Raw genomic sequence first — 14,567 nt, 5'->3', positions numbered from 1 at the left:
TCGTTTCTACCTCAGTTTCAGGGTGGCAAGGCCGACCAGTACCAGAATCACGGTGATGATCCAGAAGCGGACAATCACGCGTGGCTCAGGCCAGCCCTTGAGTTCAAAGTGGTGGTGAATCGGCGCCATGCGAAACACGCGGCGCCCGGTCAACTTGAAGGACGCCACCTGGATGACCACCGACAGGGTTTCCATCACGAACACGCCGCCCATGATGAACAGCACGATTTCCTGGCGAACGATCACCGCGATGGTGCCCAAGGCCGCGCCCAGCGCCAGTGCGCCGACGTCGCCCATGAAGACTTGTGCTGGGTAGGTGTTGAACCACAGGAACCCCAGGCCGGCACCGATCAGCGCACCGCAGAACACGATCAGCTCACCGGCGCCCGGTACATAAGGGATCAGCAGGTATTCAGCGAATTTCACGTTACCGGAGAGGTAGCAGAAGATGCCGAGCGCGCCGCCCACCATCACCGTCGGCATGATCGCCAGGCCGTCGAGGCCATCGGTCAGGTTCACCGCGTTGCTGGAGCCGACGATCACGAAGTAGGTCAGCACCACAAAACCGACACCCAGTGGGATACTCACATCCTTGAGCATCGGGATGATCAAGGTGGTTTCAACGGCACTTGGCGCGGTGGTGTACAGGAAGATCGCGGCGGCCAGGCCGAACACCGACTGCCAGAAATACTTCCAGCGGCTTGGCAGCCCCTTGGAGTTTTTCTCGATCACTTTGCGGTAGTCATCCACCCAGCCGATGGCGCCGAACAGCAGGGTCACCAGCAGCACCACCCACACGTAGCGGTTATGCAGGTCGGCCCACAGCAAGGTGCTGACGCCAATGGACGACAGGATCAGCGCGCCGCCCATGGTCGGAGTGCCAGACTTGGACAGGTGCGACTGCGGGCCGTCGTTACGAACCGATTGACCAATTTGCAGGTTCTGCAGGGTGCGGATCATCCACGGCCCTAAAAACAGCGACAAAGACAGCGCGGTCAGCACACCCAGAATCCCGCGCAGGGTCAGGTACTGGAAGACCGCGAAGCCTTTGTGGAACTGTTGCAGATACTCAGCCAGCAGCAGCAGCATTAATGTTTCTCCGTACTTGAGCCACACAAGGCTGCGACGACGTTTTCCATCACCGCGCTGCGCGATCCCTTGATCAAAATGGTTGTGTGTTTGTCATGTTCAGCCGCCGTCAACGCCTGGATCAGCTCGGCCTGGCTGGCGAAATGCCGCGCGCCGGGGCCGAAAGCGTTGACCGCATGAGCCATGTTCGTGCCAACGGCGTAGAGCGCGTCCACTTTGCCGGCGGCATAGGCGCCGACTTCACGGTGGCCTTGTTCAGCCCAATCGCCCAGTTCGCCGATATCGCCCAGCACCAGCACCTTGCGCCCATCAAAGCCTGTGAGCAGGTCCACAGCGGCATTGATGGAGGACGGGTTGGCGTTGTAAGTGTCATCAATCACGCGCATGCCGTTGCCAGCCAGTTGCGCCACAGTGCGGCCCTTGACCGGCTGCACCGCGCCCAGGCCCGTGGCAATACCGAACAGCGACACACCCAGGGCATGGGCGGCAGCGGCGGCGGCCAAGGCGTTGGCGACGTTATGGTTGCCCAGCAGGTTCAACTGTACGTGCTCATCACCTTGCGGAGTGTGCAAGGTGAAGGACGGGCAGCCACGGGCATCGACATTGATGTTGGAGGCGTGAAAATCGGCTGCGGCATTCAGCACTGCAAACGTCAGGACCTTGCGACCGGCAGCGCGTACACGCCAGGTCTCGAACGCCTTGTCATCCAGGTTCAGTACCGCAGTGCCCGAGGCGTCGAGGCCCTCAAGGATTTCGCCCTTGGCTTCGACGATTTTTTCCGGGCCGCCGAACTCACCGACATGGGCGGTACCGGCGTTGTTGATGATCGCCACGTGAGGCTGGGTCAGCGCCACGGTATAGGCGATTTCGCCGATGCGCGAAGCCCCCAGTTCAATCACTGCCGCCGTGTGTTCCGGGGCCAGTTCGAGCAGGGTCAGCGGTGCGCCGAAATCATTGTTCAGGTTGCCACGGGTCGCGAGTACCGGCCCGCGCGTACGCAAGACGCCAGCAAGCAGTTCCTTGACCGTGGTCTTGCCGCTGGAACCGGTAATGGCCGCCACCGGCTTATCAAAAGCAGCACGGTTAAGCGCACCCAGTTGGCCCAGGGCCAGGCGGGTGTCGGCTACCAGCAATTGCGGCAAGGCAGAATCGGCCACTTCACGCTGCACCAAGGCACCGACGGCACCTTTGGCGGCAACGTCGTTGAGGTAGTCGTGACCATCGAAACGCGGGCCGGCCAGGGCGACAAACAGCTGCCCCGGCTGGATGTTACGACTGTCGATACTGACGCCGGTGAATGTGCAGTCGCTCGACAGCACACGGGCCGACAGGGCCTGGGCCAGTTCGCTGAACGTCATCGCTTTAAGCATGGGCGACCTCCCAGGCGGTCAAGGCGTGATCCGCCTCGACCAGATCGGAGAAGGCATGGCGCTCACCGTTAATTTCCTGATAGTCCTCGTGGCCTTTACCCGCGAGCACCACGACGTCGTCCGCGCCGGCACTGGCGATCAGCTGGGCAATGGCGGCGCCGCGTCCAGCCACAAACGTGACCTTGGAGGCGTCTTTGAAACCGACACGGATGTCGTCGAAAATCTGGCTCGGGTCTTCGCTGCGCGGGTTGTCGTCGGTGACAAGTACGCCGTCGGCCAAACGCTCGACGATCTCGGCCATCAATGGGCGCTTGCCGCGATCGCGATCACCGCCGCAACCGAACAGGCACAGCAGTTTGCCTTTGGCATGTGGGCGCAGGGCTTCGAGGACTTTTTCCAGGGCATCCGGTGTGTGGGCGTAATCGACCACCACCAGCGGTTGCGTGCCGCCACCCAGGCGCTGCATGCGACCGGCCGGGCCTTCCAGCTTCGGCAGTACCCGCAGGATTTCATCCAGGGCGTAGTCCAGGCCCAGCAGTGCACCGATAGCGGCGAGCACGTTGCTCAGGTTGAACCGCCCGAGCAAGGTGCTGCGCAAGTGGTGCTCGCCCTGCGGCGTCACCAATGTGGCTCGCACGCCTTCATCATTGAATTGGGCTTCGCGGCAATACAGGTAGGCACTGGCATCTTGCAGGCTATAGCTGATCAGGCGCGCGTCGCTGTCTTCGCCCGCCAGTTGGCGGCCAAACGCGTCGTCGAGGTTGACCACCCGGCACTTCAGGTCATTCCAGGCAAACAGCTTGGCCTTGGCGGCAGCATACGCCTCCATAGTGCCGTGGTAGTCGAGGTGATCGCGGGACAGGTTGGTCATCACCGCCACGTCAAAGGCCAGAGCAGTGACACGCCCTTGGTCCAGGCCATGGGAAGACACTTCCATGGCAACCGCCTTGGCGCCGGCCTTTTTCAGGTCGGCCAGGGTCGCTTGCACGGCAATCGGGTTTGGCGTGGTGTGCAGGCCGCTTTGCAGCGCGCCATAGAAGCCGGTGCCCAGGGTGCCGACGATGCCGCAGTGCTGACCCAGCAGGTCCAAAGCCTGGGCAACCAATTGGGTCACGCTGGTCTTACCGTTGGTGCCCGTCACGCCCACCAGGTTGAGCTGGCGGCTCGGGTCACCATAGAAACGCCCGGCGATGTCAGAAAGCTGCGCAGCCAGGCCCCTGACCGGAATCAACGGCACATCGGTGATCGGCAGCACGGTGGCGCCTTCCACTTCATAGGCGACGGCAGCCGCACCGCGTTGCAGGGCATCGGCGATATGCGCACGGCCATCGAGCTTGCCGCCAGGTACCGCCAGGAACAGGTCGCCGGCGCGTACATTACGACTGTCCAGGGTCAGCTCACGAATCAGCAGATCGTGGCCGGCATGGGCAAAAATCTTGTTCAGGCTAAGAGACATCAGCCGCGCCCTCCATTGGCTTTGACAGCGGCAGCCGGTGGACCAGCGTTGGCTTGTTGCGTCGGCGGCAGGTTGTCCGGCGTGATATTCATCAAGCGCAGGGTGCCGGACATCACTTTGCTGAACACCGGCGCCGAAACCAGGCCACCGAAGTAACCGGCTTTACTAGGCTCGTCGATGACCACGACGATGGCGTAGCGCGGGTCGCTCATCGGGCCGAAGCCGGCGAACAGCGAACGGTAGGAGTTTTCGGCATAGCCCTTGGTGCCCACCGAGGTCTTACGCGCCGTACCGGACTTGCCAGCAACGTGGTACGCCGGCACCTGGGCGCGGAATACGCCGCGCGGTGCCTCGATCACTTGTTGCAGCATGCCTTGCATGGTCTTGGCGACGTTTTCCGGGATCACTTGGGTGGCTTTTGGCGCTTCGTCGACGTGGATCAGGCTCAGCGGAACCATACGGCCGTTATTGGCCAATACAGAGAACGCGTGGGCCAACTGGATGGCGGTCACCGACAGGCCGTAGCCGTAGGACAGCGTGGCAGTCTCGGCTTTTCTCCACTCGCGGTAGTTCGGCAGGTTACCGACCCGCTCGCCCGGGAAGTCGAGGCCGGTGGGTTGGCCCAGGCCGATCTTTTGCGCCAAGTGATAAATAGTCTCGCCGCCGATATCGAAGGCCACCTTACTCATGCCGACGTTACTGGAGTTGATCAGGATGCCGGTCAGGTCCAGCACTGGCCCCTCGGTGCGGGACACGTCACGAATGGTGTACTTGCCCAACTGCAAGGTGCCTGGGTAAACCTCGACCTTGTCGCTGGGTTTCCAGCGGCCGGTTTCCAGGGCAGCGCTCATGGAGATCGCTTTCATGGTCGAGCCCGGCTCGAACACGTCGATCATCGCGCGGTTACGCATCATCGCCGGCTGCAGGTTGCGACGGTTGTTCGGGTTGTAGGTCGGCTGGTTGACCATGGCGAGGATCTCGCCAGTCTTCACATCCATGATCACCAGGCTGCCGGCCTTGGCGCCGTTCTCGATGATCGCGTTACGCAGTTCGCGGTTGGCCAGGTATTGCAGGCGCAAATCGATCGACAACGCCAGAGGCTTGCCGGCCTTGGCGTTTTTGGTGACCTGGACATCCTTGATCAGTCTGCCGCGCCGATCCTTGATGACCTGCCGCTTGCCGGGAACGCCGGCCAGCCATTCGTCGTAGGCCAGTTCGACACCTTCGCGACCATGGTCATCGATATCGGTAAAGCCGACCATATGCGCGGTGGTTTCACCGGCCGGGTAGAAACGACGAAACTCCTCGATGCCGTAGACACCGGGGATTTTAAGGTCGAGCACTTGCTGGCCTTGCTCAGGGGTAAGCCCGCGCACCAGGTAGATGAATTCTTTGTTGGCCTGGGCTTCCAGGCGCTCAGTCAGGGCCTTGCGGTCTTGCCCCAGGGCAGCGGCCAGTTCAGGCCACTTGTCCTTGGCAACTTGCAGTTCCTTGGCGTTGGCCCACAGGGTGGTCACCGGGGTACTGACGGCCAGAGGCTCGCCGTTACGGTCGGTAATCAGGCCACGGTGCGCAGGAATCGGAATATGCCGCAGGCTGCGGGCGTCACCCTGGCCGATCAGGAAGTCGCGGTCGACGACCTGCAGGTCGAAGATGCGCCAGACAATCGCCCCCACCATCAATGCCAGCAAGCCGAGCATCAGGCGGAAGCGCCACGGGTAGAGTGCCCCTTCGAGTTTCATCATGGCGCCACCATGCGAACTTCAGCCGCGCCAGGGATGTGCATCTTCAATTGTTCAGTGGCCAGCACTTCGATACGGCTGTGAGCCGTCCAGGTGCTTTGCTCAAGGATCAGCCGGCCCCACTCTGCCTGGGCTTTGTCACGCACGCTCAATTCCCCGTACAGGGTATTGAGCAACTGGCGATTCCAGTGGGCGCTGTAGGACACCGCAATCGCGGATACCAGCACGCCGACAAACAGCAGCAACATAAAGAAGCTGCCGCCCGGGAGGGGCTTGGCGAAAAGCTTGCTCACCGCAATTTCTCCGCAACACGCATGACGGCGCTACGGGAACGTGGGTTGGCCTTGAGTTCGGCTTCGGAAGCGAACTGCGCTTTGCCATGGATTTTGATTTTCGGCACAAAGGCTTCGAAACGCACCGGCAGGTTGCGCGGCAGGTTATCGGACTCGCCCTTGACCAGGCGACGCATGAACAATTTGACGATGCGGTCTTCCAGGGAGTGGAAGCTGATCACCACCAGGCGACCGCCCACTTCCAAAGCATCCAGAGCGGCTTCGAGGCCGGCCTCCAGATCGCCCAATTCGTTGTTGACGTGGATACGCAGGCCCTGGAACGCGCGGGTAGCCGGGTTCTTGCCCTTTTCCCAGGCAGGGTTGGCCACTTTCAGCACTTCGGCCAGGTCAGCGGTGCGTTCGAACGGCTGGATTTCGCGGCGCTCGACCACGGCACGCGCCATTCGACCGGCGAAGCGCTCCTCACCGTATTCCTTGAACACACGGGCGATTTCTTCCACCGGCGCGGTGGCGATGAATTGTGCGGCACTGACCCCACGGGTAGGGTCCATGCGCATGTCGAGGGGGCCGTCGTTCATGAAGCTGAAGCCGCGCTCCGGGTCATCGAGCTGTGGCGAAGACACGCCCAGGTCGAGCAGAACCCCGGCCACCTTGCCCGCCATGCCGCGTTCGGCAACTTCGGCCCCCAGCTCGGCAAAGCTGCGCTGCACAACGACAAAGCGGCCGTCTTCGGCCGCTAGCGCTTGCCCGGTGGCAATCGCTTGAGGGTCTTTATCGAACCCAAGGAGTTTGCCGTCGGACCCGAGCTGGCTGAGTATCAACCGGCTATGCCCGCCCCTGCCGAATGTGCCATCGACATAGCAGCCATCCGCGCGTACGGCGAGAGCCTCGACGGCTTCGTCAAGCAGTACGGTGATGTGGTTAAAGCCGCTATCAATAGTCACAGGATCAAATCACGCAGTTCATCAGGCATGGCGCCCGGTTGTTGAATAGCAGCCAGGTCCGCTGCAGACACAGCATCCCAGGCATCTTCGTCCCACAATTGGAACTTGTTCAGTTGGCCTACCAGCATTGCGCGCTTGTCGAGCTTGGCGTACTCGCGCAGTCGCGGCGGCACCAGGAAACGACCACTGCCATCGAGTTCAAGGTCGACGGCATTACCGATCAGCAAACGCTGGAGTCGGCGGTTTTCTTCACGCAATGAAGGCAGCGCGCGCAGCTTGGTTTCAATCAACTCCCACTCATCGAGGGGGTAAACACATAAACAAGGATCAACGGCGTCAATCGTGATGATTAATTGCCCTGAACTTCGCGAAATGAGCTCGTCACGATACCGGCTCGGCATAGCGAGACGGCCTTTTGCATCGAGACTGATAGCGTTAGCTCCGCGAAACACAGATGCGTTTCTCCAAATTTTAGCGTTTTACGTTCAAAAAACCCACTTTGTGCCACTTTCCGCCACTTGCGCACACTATAGGAATGCGCCTACCACACCGTCAAGGCGCGTATTCAAGGAAAAGCCTTACAGAACGGAGATTTAGGAGGGTAAAAGGAGGAGAAACGAGAGTTTTGCGATGTTTTTGACTCAACAACAGCAAATAGCTCAAAGAGCTAGAGCGCAAAGTTAAAGTAATTTATTAAGAGTAAGATTTTTTTGGTATTACGAAGATGCATCTGCCAATGATTTGGCAGGGAGGGAGTCTTGCGTTACTACCGGGTTTGCGCACGAGATTCGAACGCAAGGAAAAAAGGTGGAGAGTCGATCTGTAAGCCGGGTTCTGTCTTGAACAGTCATTCGTCTACGATGGCCATCACTGGACATCTTTAGCAACCTACCCGGTCCCAGCGCGGGCCACGCCTTGGGACCCTATTTGGTCTTGCTCCAAGTGGGGTTTACCTAGCCACGAACTGTTGCCAGTCGTGCGGTGCGCTCTTACCGCACCTTTTCACCCTTACCGGCACCGAAGTGCTTAGGCGGTTATTTTCTGTGGCACTTTCCGTAGGCTCACGCCTCCCAGGCATTACCTGGCACTTCGCCCTATGGAGCCCGGACTTTCCTCCCCCCCCTAATTTTCATAGAGGGCAGCGACTGTCCAATCGACTCTCCGCCGCGAAGGTTAACGGCACGGCGGCTTGAGGACAAGTATTAAAAGTGCAGCATTGCCATCACGTTCAGACGAAATACAGATTTGGTCCCGGAACTATTCGGCCTTCTGTTTATCCAGCGCGACCTGATACAACACATTCTTGCGAACGCCAGTAATTTCCGCGGCCAGAGCGGCGGCGCGCTTGAGCGGCATTTCCTTGAGCAGCAAATCGAGGACGCGCATGGCCTCGCTGCCCACCGCGTCTTCATTCTCCGGCGCGGTCCAGCCTGCTACCAGCACCACGCATTCGCCGCGCTGCTGATTGCTGTCGCCCTCGACAAACGCTCGCAGTTCCTCCAGCGGCAACCCCTTGAGGGTTTCGAAGGTCTTGGTCAACTCCCGGGCCAACAAGGCCAGGCGCTCGCCGCCGAACACCAGCTCCATGTCTTGCAGGCATTCAAGAATGCGATGCGGGGCCTCATAAAAGATTAAGGTGCGCGGCTCTTCTTTAAGTGCCTGCAGACGCGCCCGACGCCCTACGGCCTTGGCGGGCAGGAAGCCTTCGAAGATAAAGCGGTCCGAGGGCAACCCGGCGGCCGATAATGCAGCAATCAGCGCGCAGGCTCCTGGAACAGGCACTACATTGATACCAGCGGCGCGCGCCTGGCGGACCAGATGGTAACCAGGATCGGAAATCAGGGGCGTGCCCGCGTCGGAAATCAGCGCCACGTCATCACCCGCCAATAGACGCGTGATAAAGCGGCTACCCTCTTCACGTTCGTTGTGTTCGTGGCAGGCCGCTAATGGCGTGCTGATACCAAAATGCTGCATCAACCGTTGGGAGTGCCGCGTGTCTTCTGCCGCGATCAATTTCACCTCGCGCAACACCTTCAGCGCCCGGGCACTGATGTCGTCCAGGTTGCCAATGGGCGTCGCCACCACAAAAAGCGAGCCAGCAGTGGAATTCAAAGGACCTGGAGCAGTCAAAGCGCACACCTCGATGGTTGGCAAAAGCCACATTGTAGCGCGTAGACGCCTTGAAAATATGCCATCACGGCCGATGCCGTTTCAGCCACCGTCAGCTATTGGCAACATTTGCACGACCTAAATCCACGGTTTAACGCCATGAACATCGCGCCTGGGCCAGTGCTTGGGTACACTTCCACGCTAATTTGATCGGTATCAGGAACACTTACATGATCGCTTGCCTGCGGCTGCTCTCCGCCCTCTGCCTCGCTGCCTTGCTGGCCGCTTGCGCCAGTTCGCCCTCCTCCAGTCTTGGCGAACTGCCACGCACGCCCGATGCCAGTATCGAGCAACTGCTCGAACAGGCGACGAACGCCAAGACGCCAGAAAAAGCCGCGTTGCTGCGCCTGAGCGCGGCGGACCTGGCCTACCAGCAGAACAATCCCGGCCGCTCCTCGCAGATCCTTGCGCAAGTGCCCCTGGATGCCCTGAAGCCAGCCGCGCAAGTATTTGCCAGCACCCTGGCGGCAGAACTGGCCATGGGGCGCAACCAGCCCAAGGCGGCCTTGGCAGCGCTGAACCACCCTAGCCTGCAAAACCTGAAGGAACTGCCGACCGACCAGCAGATCCGCACCGGTACCGTACATGCACGCGCCTATGAAGCCGACGGCCAGACCCTCGCCGCCGCTCGCGAGCGGGTGGCCATGGCGCCCCTGCTGACGGCTGAAGCTGCCAGCAGCAACCACGAGGCTATCTGGGTATTGATTGCCGCGCTGCCAGCCGAACAGCTGCAAGCTACCGGCAACCCGACCCTCGATGGCTGGATCACTCTGGCCCAGGCGGTCAAGGGCGCCGGTACGCTGGAGCAACAACAAGCCGCCATCGACACCTGGCGCGCTCAGAACCCAGGGCACCCGGCGGCAGTGCAACTGCCAGCACCGCTGACCAAGCTCAAGGAACTGGCCAGCCAGCCCCTGAACAAGATTGCCCTGCTGCTGCCGCAGGAAGGTCCGCTGGCTGCTGTAGGCAAAGCGCTGCGCGAAGGCTTCATGGCGGCGCACTACCAGGCTGAGCAAGCCGGGCAGAAGCCGCCGGTCATTGAGTTCTATGACAGCTCGCGCCTGGCCTCCCTCGACGAGTTCTATGCCAAGGCCCAGGCCGCCGGTGTGCAACTGGTGGTCGGCCCGCTGGAAAAACCGCTGGTCAAGCAACTCAGCGCGCGCCCGCAGTTACCGATCACCACCCTGGCCCTGAACTACAGCGAGACCGATCAGGGCCCGGCGCAGTTGTTCCAATTCGGCCTGGCCGCTGAAGACGAAGCCCGCGAAGTGTCGCGCCGTGCCCGTGCCGATGGCCTGCATCGCGCCGCCGCCATGGTGCCCCGTGGCGAATGGGGTGAGCGTGTCTACAAGGCGTTCCGCCAGGATTGGGAAGCCAATGGCGGCACCGTCATGGGCGTTGAATATGTCGACCAACCTGTGGCCCTGGCCCAGCAGATCGCCGATCTGTTCCAACTGCGCAAGAGCGAAGGCCGCGCCAAGAGCCTGCAAAGCACAGTCGGTACCGACGTCGCCGCCCAGCCTTCGCGTCGCCAGGACATCGAGTTCATCTTCCTGGCCGTCACGCCGCAACTGGCCCAGCAGATCAAGCCGACCCTGAACTTCCAGTACGCCGGGGATGTGCCGGTATACGCAACCTCCCACGTGTACAGCGCCAGCGGTGATCGTAACCAGTACCTGGACATGACCAACGTGATGTTCTGCGAAACCCCTTGGCTGCTTAATACCACCGACCCACTGCGCAACCAGGTCGCCGCGCAATGGCCGCAAGCCAATGGCAGCCTGGGCCGCCTCTACGCGATGGGCGTCGATGCCTACCGCCTGGCGCCACGCCTGGGCCAGCTCAAGGCACTGCCGGACACCCGTGTCGACGGCCTCTCGGGCAACCTGGGTATCAGCGCCAACCAGCGCGTTGATCGCCAGATGCCGTGGGCGAAGTTCGTCGGCGGCGACATTCAGCGCCTGCCCGATACCCCACGCTGATGCCCGAGCGGTCCAGCGCACACAGCGGCAAGGATGCCGAACTGCATGCACTCAACTACCTGCAACAACAGGGTCTGCGCCTTCTGGCGCAGAACTGGTTATGTAAACGCGGCGAGCTTGATCTGGTCATGCTTGACGGCGATACAGTAGTATTCGTCGAAGTCCGCTACAGAAAACACGCACAATGGGGTGGCGCGCTCGCCAGTATCGACGGGCGCAAGCGTCAAAAGCTGATACTCGCTGCGCAGTTTTTTCTGCAAAAAGAGCATCGCTGGGCTGACTGCCCCTGCCGTTTCGATGTGGTTGCCATGGAAAGCACCCCGTCAGGCACAGCTGATCTGACCTGGCTCAAAAATGCCTTTGACAGCTGATTCGCCGGGCACCTTCACCACTCATTTTTGCTCTTTGCTTTGCGGGCTGCACATTACCTGTGCCAAACAGCCGCGCTACTTAAGGTCACACAGATGGACATGCAATCCCGAATTCGCCAGCTTTTCCAGGCCAGCATCGACACCAAGCAACAGGCGATGGACGTACTTGCACCGCACATCGAGCAAGCCAGCCAGGTGATGGTCAACGCCTTGCTCAACGAAGGCAAAATGCTTTCGTGCGGCAATGGCGGTTCGGCTGGCGATGCCCAGCATTTTTCCTCCGAGCTGCTCAACCGTTTCGAACGTGAGCGCCCGAGCCTGCCGGCTATTGCCTTGACCACCGACTCGTCGACGATCACTTCGATTGCCAACGACTACAGCTACAACGAAATCTTCTCCAAGCAGATCCGCGCCCTCGGCCAGCCGGGCGATGTATTGCTGGCGATTTCCACCAGCGGCAACTCGGCCAATATTATTCAAGCGATCCAGGCCGCACATGATCGCGAAATGATTGTCGTAGCCTTGACCGGTCGCGACGGCGGCGGCATGGCTTCGCTGCTGCTGCCGGAGGACGTGGAGATTCGCGTCCCGGCCAATGTCACTGCACGCATCCAAGAAGTTCATCTGCTGGCGATCCACTGCCTGTGCGATCTGATCGACAGCCAACTGTTCGGGAGTGAAGAATGACCGTTAATCGCCTCAGTCTTTTGGCCATCACGCTGTGCGTCGCCATCAGCGGCTGCAGCTCGGCTATCACCGCTACACGGGACACCCCTATCCAGGACGACCGTGGCACACGTACCTTCGGCAGCACCATCGATGATTCGCTGATCGAAACCAAGGTCAAGGTCAACGTCGCCAAGGCGGCTACCGACCTGGGCAACGGTGCCTCGCGCATCGTGGTGACCAGCTTCAACGGTGTGGTCCTGCTGGCAGGCCAAACCCCGCGCGCCGACCTCAAGGCCCAGGCCGAGCAAGCCGCCGCCGGCGTGCAACGCGTCAAGAAGGTCCACAACGAACTGCAGGTCATGGACCCGATCACTCTGCTGGCCATCAGCAATGATGCGCTGCTGACCACCAAAATCAAGGCCCAGATGCTGACCGACAGTGCAGTGCCAGGCTCGCGGATCAAGATCGTCACCGATAACGGCATCGTCTACATGATGGGCCTGCTGACCCAGGCAGAAGCCACCCGCGCCGCCAACCTGGTACAGGGCGTGTCGGGCGTACAGAAGATCGTGAAGGTGTTCGAATACATCGACTGATGTAGATCGAAGGTGCCTGATCGTTCCCACGCTCTGCGTGGGAACGCATCCCGTGACGCTCCGCGTCACCGCACACGCTTCAGCTTTTGCGCCAAGAGTAGGACGCGGAGCGTCCGAAGGAGCGGGCATTCCCACGCAGAGCGTGGGAACGATCAAAAAAGGGCGCCGTGCATTGACTGCACGGCGCCCTTTTTAGTGCCCAGGGGTTTACTGGTATTGCTGGTACGGGTTGCCCTGGAACTGGTTGTTCTGCTGTGGCGCCTGCTGCTGGCCAGGCTGGCCGTATTGCTGGCCAGGGATCGGGCCGAGGTTGACCTCGACACGACGGTTCTGGGCACGGCCATTCACGTCGGCGTTGCTGGCAATCGGGTTATCCGGGCCGGCCCCGCGTGCGCTCAGGTTGGCACCGTTGACACCTTGGGAGGTCAGGTAGTTGGCCACGCTCTGCGCACGGCGCTGGGACAGGTCCATGTTCAGTTGACGGCTACCGGTGCTGTCGGTGTAGCCAACGATCTGGATGGTGTTCTGGTTGAACTGCTTGAGGGAGTTGGCCAGGTTGTTCAGCGGCTGATAGAAGCTGCTGGAGATCGCGTCCGAGTTGGTGGCGAAGGTAATGTTACCCGGCATGATCAGCTTGATCTGGTCGCCCTGGCGCTGCACCTCAACCCCGGTATTGGCCATGCTTTCGCGCAGTTTTTTCTCCTGCTGGTCGGCGTAGTAGCCGTAGCCCGCCGCACCGGCACCCGCAACGACTGCGCCAATCAGCGCGCCCTTGCCACGGTTGTTATGGTCGATGGCTGCACCGGCCAATGCGCCAGCCAGCGCACCGAGGCCGCCGTACTTGGCGGTTTTGCTCATGCCGCTTTCGGAACCACTGCTGGCCTGTCCCTGGCTGCCGTCATAAGGGTTAGGTGAAGCGCAGCCAGACAACAGGGCTACGGCGGTAGCGACAACAAGCAGACGACGCGGAGTGAACATGAAGGAAGCTCCTACTTTTGCATTCTGTGATGCAGAGGACATTGGCAATGGACCTGTGCCGAGTTTGGAACGCGACAAACGGCAAAAATTCCGTGCAGGGGTGCGTAAAGCATAGCTGTCTTTGGCTCGGGCCTGTGCCTGTGTGTCTGTACCGGCTTGTATCAGAGCCGACAACCCATCACGCACGCACGAAAGGATTCTCCCGCATCTCATCGCCCAGCACCGTATCCGGCCCATGCCCAGTGACCACCGTCGCGCCTTCGTCCAGCGTATACAGGCGCTGCTTGATCGACCGCACAATCGTCGCCTGGTCGCCGCCCCATAAATCCGTACGCCCTACCCCGCGACGAAACAAGGTATCGCCGGCGATCAACAGCTTGGCATCGGCAAACCAGAAACTCATCGAGCCCGGTGTATGCCCTGGGGTGTGCAAGGCCACGCCGCAGCCGCAGGCCAGTTCTTCGTCATGCTCCAGCCAGCGATCCGGAGACGGCACCGGGATGTAGGGCACGCGAAACATCTGGCATTGCATTTCCAGGTTGTCCCACAGAAATTGATCATCCTTATGCAGGTGCAACGTAGCACCGGTCTTTTCCTTCAATTGGCCGGAAGCCAGGAAATGATCAAGGTGAGCATGGGTGTGGATAATGCTCACCACCTTCAGGCCCAGCGCATCAAGGCGCGCCAGAATCAACTCGTGATTGCCGCCGGGGTCGACGACGATGGCTTTTTTTGTGACCGGGTCACCAATGATGGTGCAGTTGCACTGCAACGGGCCGACGGGAAAGGTTTCGCGAATCAACGGTTGTTTTTCAATAGTCATGGGTGTCCTGCAAGCTCTCTGGCGCGTTCCAAGTGCAGTATGGTGTAGCTTGCCCCTGCTCTGGAAGGAGTCGATTGCGCGGTCT

14 protein-coding genes and 1 other RNA gene are annotated in these 14,567 nt (G+C 60.6%); 4 read left to right on the top strand and 11 right to left on the bottom strand.

Annotation, left to right across the window (positions count from 1 at the left end; all coding sequences use genetic code 11):
* Nucleotides 1-6: 6 nt before the first annotated feature.
* The 9 genes from mraY to rsmI all read right to left on the bottom strand — a co-directional run bounded on the left by mraY (nt 7) and on the right by rsmI (nt 9,057).
* The gene (gene mraY / locus BT199_RS07030) at nt 7-1,089 is read right to left on the bottom strand and encodes a phospho-N-acetylmuramoyl-pentapeptide-transferase (RefSeq protein ID WP_003188670.1); all 1,083 of its coding nucleotides are present in this window, start codon (nt 1,087-1,089) and stop codon (nt 7-9) included.
* Nucleotides 1,089-2,459, bottom strand: a complete 1,371-nt coding sequence (murF, locus tag BT199_RS07025; RefSeq protein ID WP_014716971.1) for a UDP-N-acetylmuramoyl-tripeptide--D-alanyl-D-alanine ligase — start codon at nt 2,457-2,459, stop codon at nt 1,089-1,091. Before murF ends, mraY begins: the two co-directional genes overlap by 1 nt.
* Entirely contained in the window at nt 2,452-3,915 is a 1,464-nt protein-coding gene (locus BT199_RS07020) for a UDP-N-acetylmuramoyl-L-alanyl-D-glutamate--2,6-diaminopimelate ligase (RefSeq protein ID WP_019816948.1), read from the bottom strand. The genes murF and BT199_RS07020 overlap by 8 nt, the downstream gene beginning before the upstream one ends.
* Nucleotides 3,915-5,657: a peptidoglycan D,D-transpeptidase FtsI family protein gene (locus tag BT199_RS07015; RefSeq protein WP_019816949.1), complete on the bottom strand. Its 1,743-nt coding sequence runs from the start codon at nt 5,655-5,657 to the stop codon at nt 3,915-3,917. The genes BT199_RS07020 and BT199_RS07015 overlap by 1 nt, the downstream gene beginning before the upstream one ends.
* Nucleotides 5,657-5,950: a cell division protein FtsL gene (gene ftsL / locus BT199_RS07010; RefSeq protein WP_003188663.1), complete on the bottom strand. Its 294-nt coding sequence runs from the start codon at nt 5,948-5,950 to the stop codon at nt 5,657-5,659. The genes BT199_RS07015 and ftsL overlap by 1 nt, the downstream gene beginning before the upstream one ends.
* The gene (gene rsmH / locus BT199_RS07005) at nt 5,947-6,894 is read right to left on the bottom strand and encodes a 16S rRNA (cytosine(1402)-N(4))-methyltransferase RsmH (protein WP_003188661.1); all 948 of its coding nucleotides are present in this window, start codon (nt 6,892-6,894) and stop codon (nt 5,947-5,949) included. Before rsmH ends, ftsL begins: the two co-directional genes overlap by 4 nt.
* Nucleotides 6,891-7,346, bottom strand: a complete 456-nt coding sequence (gene mraZ / locus BT199_RS07000; protein ID WP_003171868.1) for a division/cell wall cluster transcriptional repressor MraZ — start codon at nt 7,344-7,346, stop codon at nt 6,891-6,893. The genes rsmH and mraZ overlap by 4 nt, the downstream gene beginning before the upstream one ends.
* Nucleotides 7,347-7,701: 355 nt before the next feature.
* An RNA gene (gene rnpB / locus BT199_RS06995) (RNase P RNA component class A) lies at nt 7,702-8,055 on the bottom strand.
* A gap of 96 nt (nt 8,056-8,151) precedes the next feature.
* Entirely contained in the window at nt 8,152-9,057 is a 906-nt protein-coding gene (rsmI, locus tag BT199_RS06990) for a 16S rRNA (cytidine(1402)-2'-O)-methyltransferase (RefSeq protein WP_020301255.1), read from the bottom strand.
* Between the two features lie 176 nt (nt 9,058-9,233).
* Here rsmI and BT199_RS06985 point away from each other — a divergent pair, with 176 nt between their 5' ends.
* The 4 genes from BT199_RS06985 to BT199_RS06970 all read left to right on the top strand — a co-directional run bounded on the left by BT199_RS06985 (nt 9,234) and on the right by BT199_RS06970 (nt 12,681).
* Nucleotides 9,234-11,045: a penicillin-binding protein activator gene (locus BT199_RS06985; protein ID WP_014716968.1), complete on the top strand. Its 1,812-nt coding sequence runs from the start codon at nt 9,234-9,236 to the stop codon at nt 11,043-11,045.
* Nucleotides 11,045-11,416, top strand: coding sequence for a YraN family protein (locus BT199_RS06980; RefSeq protein WP_014716967.1), 372 nt, complete (start codon nt 11,045-11,047; stop codon nt 11,414-11,416). The genes BT199_RS06985 and BT199_RS06980 overlap by 1 nt, the downstream gene beginning before the upstream one ends.
* 93 nt (nt 11,417-11,509) lie before the next feature.
* On the top strand, nt 11,510-12,103 hold the full coding sequence (locus BT199_RS06975; protein ID WP_007904374.1) for a phosphoheptose isomerase: 594 nt from the start codon (nt 11,510-11,512) through the stop codon (nt 12,101-12,103).
* Nucleotides 12,100-12,681 (top strand): BON domain-containing protein, encoded by a 582-nt coding sequence (locus tag BT199_RS06970; protein ID WP_003188655.1) that lies wholly within the window; start codon nt 12,100-12,102, stop codon nt 12,679-12,681. The genes BT199_RS06975 and BT199_RS06970 overlap by 4 nt, the downstream gene beginning before the upstream one ends.
* Before the next feature lie 207 nt (nt 12,682-12,888).
* On the opposite strand, the gene BT199_RS06965 is transcribed toward BT199_RS06970, so the two are convergent.
* Both BT199_RS06965 and BT199_RS06960 read right to left on the bottom strand, forming a co-directional pair.
* On the bottom strand, nt 12,889-13,659 hold the full coding sequence (locus BT199_RS06965; protein WP_072434188.1) for a YiaD family glycine zipper/OmpA-like lipoprotein: 771 nt from the start codon (nt 13,657-13,659) through the stop codon (nt 12,889-12,891).
* A 178-nt stretch (nt 13,660-13,837) separates the two neighbouring features.
* Entirely contained in the window at nt 13,838-14,482 is a 645-nt protein-coding gene (locus BT199_RS06960) for an MBL fold metallo-hydrolase (protein ID WP_072434187.1), read from the bottom strand.
* Between the last annotated feature and the right edge of the window lie 85 nt (nt 14,483-14,567).

It is taken from the genome of Pseudomonas sp. NFR02, assembly GCF_900119375.1.
Taxonomy (GTDB): Bacteria; Pseudomonadota; Gammaproteobacteria; order Pseudomonadales; family Pseudomonadaceae; genus Aquipseudomonas; species Aquipseudomonas paracarnis.
The sequence above is the reverse complement of the archived record's forward strand: the minus strand, read 5'-3'. Positions and strand labels throughout refer to the sequence as shown.

Excerpts from the sequence above, each read along its gene's own strand:
- mraY (WP_003188670.1), bottom strand. The coding sequence starts at position 1,089 with ATGCTGCTGCTGCTGGCTGAGTATCTGCAACAGTTCCACAAAGGCTTC.
- BT199_RS06985 (WP_014716968.1), top strand. The coding sequence starts at position 9,234 with ATGATCGCTTGCCTGCGGCTGCTCTCCGCCCTCTGCCTCGCTGCCTTG.
- BT199_RS06965 (WP_072434188.1), bottom strand. The coding sequence starts at position 13,659 with ATGTTCACTCCGCGTCGTCTGCTTGTTGTCGCTACCGCCGTAGCCCTG.
- rsmI (WP_020301255.1), bottom strand. The coding sequence starts at position 9,057 with ATGTGGCTTTTGCCAACCATCGAGGTGTGCGCTTTGACTGCTCCAGGT.
- murF (WP_014716971.1), bottom strand. The coding sequence starts at position 2,459 with ATGCTTAAAGCGATGACGTTCAGCGAACTGGCCCAGGCCCTGTCGGCC.
- BT199_RS06970 (WP_003188655.1), top strand. The coding sequence starts at position 12,100 with ATGACCGTTAATCGCCTCAGTCTTTTGGCCATCACGCTGTGCGTCGCC.
- BT199_RS07015 (WP_019816949.1), bottom strand. The coding sequence starts at position 5,657 with ATGAAACTCGAAGGGGCACTCTACCCGTGGCGCTTCCGCCTGATGCTC.
- BT199_RS06975 (WP_007904374.1), top strand. The coding sequence starts at position 11,510 with ATGGACATGCAATCCCGAATTCGCCAGCTTTTCCAGGCCAGCATCGAC.
- BT199_RS06960 (WP_072434187.1), bottom strand. The coding sequence starts at position 14,482 with ATGACTATTGAAAAACAACCGTTGATTCGCGAAACCTTTCCCGTCGGC.
- BT199_RS07020 (WP_019816948.1), bottom strand. The coding sequence starts at position 3,915 with ATGTCTCTTAGCCTGAACAAGATTTTTGCCCATGCCGGCCACGATCTG.
- BT199_RS06980 (WP_014716967.1), top strand. The coding sequence starts at position 11,045 with ATGCCCGAGCGGTCCAGCGCACACAGCGGCAAGGATGCCGAACTGCAT.